This is a genomic window from Rhizobium sp. UFLA01-1127, assembly GCF_059803845.1.
Window position 1 is genome coordinate 1 of the sequence record NZ_JAUQTZ010000274.1, and the last position, 2,102, is coordinate 2,102.

Annotated in this window: 3 protein-coding genes and 1 pseudogene; all 4 read left to right on the forward strand. The window is 67.5% G+C overall.

What is annotated here, in order from left to right:
• Nucleotides 1-166: 166 nt before the first annotated feature.
• Nucleotides 167-583 (forward strand): hypothetical protein, encoded by a 417-nt coding sequence (locus tag Q4Q11_RS31575; RefSeq protein ID WP_498571951.1) that lies wholly within the window; start codon nucleotides 167-169, stop codon nucleotides 581-583.
• Nucleotides 580-843, forward strand: coding sequence for a DUF6117 family protein (locus Q4Q11_RS31580; protein WP_498571952.1), 264 nt, complete (start codon nucleotides 580-582; stop codon nucleotides 841-843). Before Q4Q11_RS31575 ends, Q4Q11_RS31580 begins: the two co-directional genes overlap by 4 nt.
• On the forward strand, nucleotides 840-1,136 hold the full coding sequence (locus Q4Q11_RS31585) for a hypothetical protein (protein WP_498571953.1): 297 nt from the start codon (nucleotides 840-842) through the stop codon (nucleotides 1,134-1,136). Before Q4Q11_RS31580 ends, Q4Q11_RS31585 begins: the two co-directional genes overlap by 4 nt.
• Before the next feature lie 152 nt (nucleotides 1,137-1,288).
• Nucleotides 1,289-2,102 (forward strand): annotated as a pseudogene (locus Q4Q11_RS31590) (methylase); the annotation flags it as partial.

The window sequence follows — 2,102 nt, forward strand, 5'->3', positions numbered from 1 at the left end:
GATCCCACCCTGGTCGAGGGTGACGCCGGCTACCTGCCGGAAGCCGTCGCCGCTTCAGATGACGGTCAGCCCTGGCCATCCTGGCGGTTCGGCTACTGACCGCCTTCGATCATCCCTCAACCGAGCCCGGCCATCGCGCCGGGCTTTCTCGTTTCAGGAGCCTGTCATGGCCGATTATTTCACCCATTTCTCGTGCCTGCTCGACGTCGGCACGCCCGAGAACGCCGCCCGCGCGCTCGACCTCTACAATCGCCTGTCCGAGGCTGGCGCATCGGAGGAACCGCCTTCCGAGGGCTTCCTCCTCTCGATCCAGCCGGAGCATGGCAGCACGCAGCTCTGGATGCGCGACGACGTCACCGGCGATCCCGAGCGTCTGATCCAGTTCGTGAAGCGCTGCGCCACAGAGTTCAGCCTGACCGGCCGCTGGGGCTTCCAATATGCCAACGCCTGCTCGAAGCCTCGGCTCGACGGTTTCGGCGGCGGCGCGCATGTCCTTGATCTCGCCACCGGCGAGACCGTGGACTGGATCTATACCGACGGTTGGCTTGCCGAGACCATCTCCGGCGAGGGAGGCCCGCTATGAGCATCCCCTCCTATGCCCGGAGCAATTTCCAGACCCTGCTGCGCGCGGCAGGCGACGGCAATCTTGCCCTCATGGAATGTCTCGACGCGGTGACGGGCGGTCCGCGCTACGTCATCTGCGCCGTGGGGCGGGACGATGGCGACTGCGTCTTCACGCCCTTCGGCCATCTCGCCGACGGCAATCCCTATGACGCCTATCTGCCGCCCGATCCCGACGATCCCGAAGGCTTCGTGCGCCCCGAGGCGGGAGAAGCGTCATGACCGACATCGACGCCATCTTCGCGGCGGATCGCCAGCATCCGCCGCGCGAACGGTCTCTGCCCTGGCTGGAATCCAGGGATGGCATCACCGTCGTCATCGAACCCAGGCCGCATTGGGCCGCCGACATGCGGGCCTTCCGATCCGAAGCCCGCGAATATTGCGCCTATGCCGATTGGGCGGCGAACGGCGCCCGCGCCAGGTTCTTCGGCCATATCGACACCTGCGGCGATGACCTGATCCGCAAAGCCCGCGCGCTCGTCGCCGGCGAGATCGTCGACGGACATTGGAACTGATCCTCGGAAAAGCGCCCCACCTCATGGTCGGGCGCTTTTTCCATGCCAGCGTCCCGAGAGTGAGAGGGCGGCTGGGACGGGTTTGAGCCGGTGCGGTCGAGAGAGAGCGCCGCGCGGCTCGTCCGTTCTCCGCTCTCCTTAAGGCTCACATCATGACCCTGATTTCCGCATCCGCGGCGGCACCCGCCACCGCGCCGCTTCCGCTTGTTCTCAACTCTGATCCTTCCGCTGCCATCTTCGCGGCGGCCGGCTTGTTGCTGCCCCGTCTCGAACGCGGTGAGCGCGTCGATGCCGCGACCTTGCGCGCGGCGATGGAGTCTGCCTTCGGCGCTTCCGACGCGACCGGCGCCTGGGACTGGAAGACGGCCTATGACGCCTGCGAGGCCGCGACCGTCCTGTTCCTGCGCAAATACGGACGTGCGCTTTTCCGAAAAGCCGGGACTCCGGCTGCACGGCTTTCCGCGCTGACGAAGATCGCCGGCCTCCTGCCGACGCATACGCGGCGCTCGGCCGAGAGCCAGGCTTTCCAGCAATTCTCGACGCCGATCCCGCTCGGCCTGGTCGCAGCGCACGCCGCCGCCATCACCCCGGCCGACCGGGTGCTCGAACCCTCGGCGGGCACGGGCCAGCTTGCCATCCTCGCCGACATCGCTGGCAGCGCGCTCGTCCTCAACGAGCTGGCTGACGCGCGCGCCGGTCTGCTGTCGCTTCTCTTTCCGGCCATCTCCGTCACCCGCTTCGACGCGGCGCAGATCGACGATCATCTCGATCCCGCCGTCACGCCCAGCGTCGCGCTGATGAATCCGCCGTTCTCGGCCATGGCCAATGTCGAGGGCCGCGTGGCCGACACCACTTATCGCCACGTCTCCTCGGCGCTGGCGCGTCTCGCTCCCGGCGGGCGACTGGTGACGATCACCGGCGCCAGCTTCGCGCCCGACAGTCCGGCTTGGAGCGACGCCTTCGTCC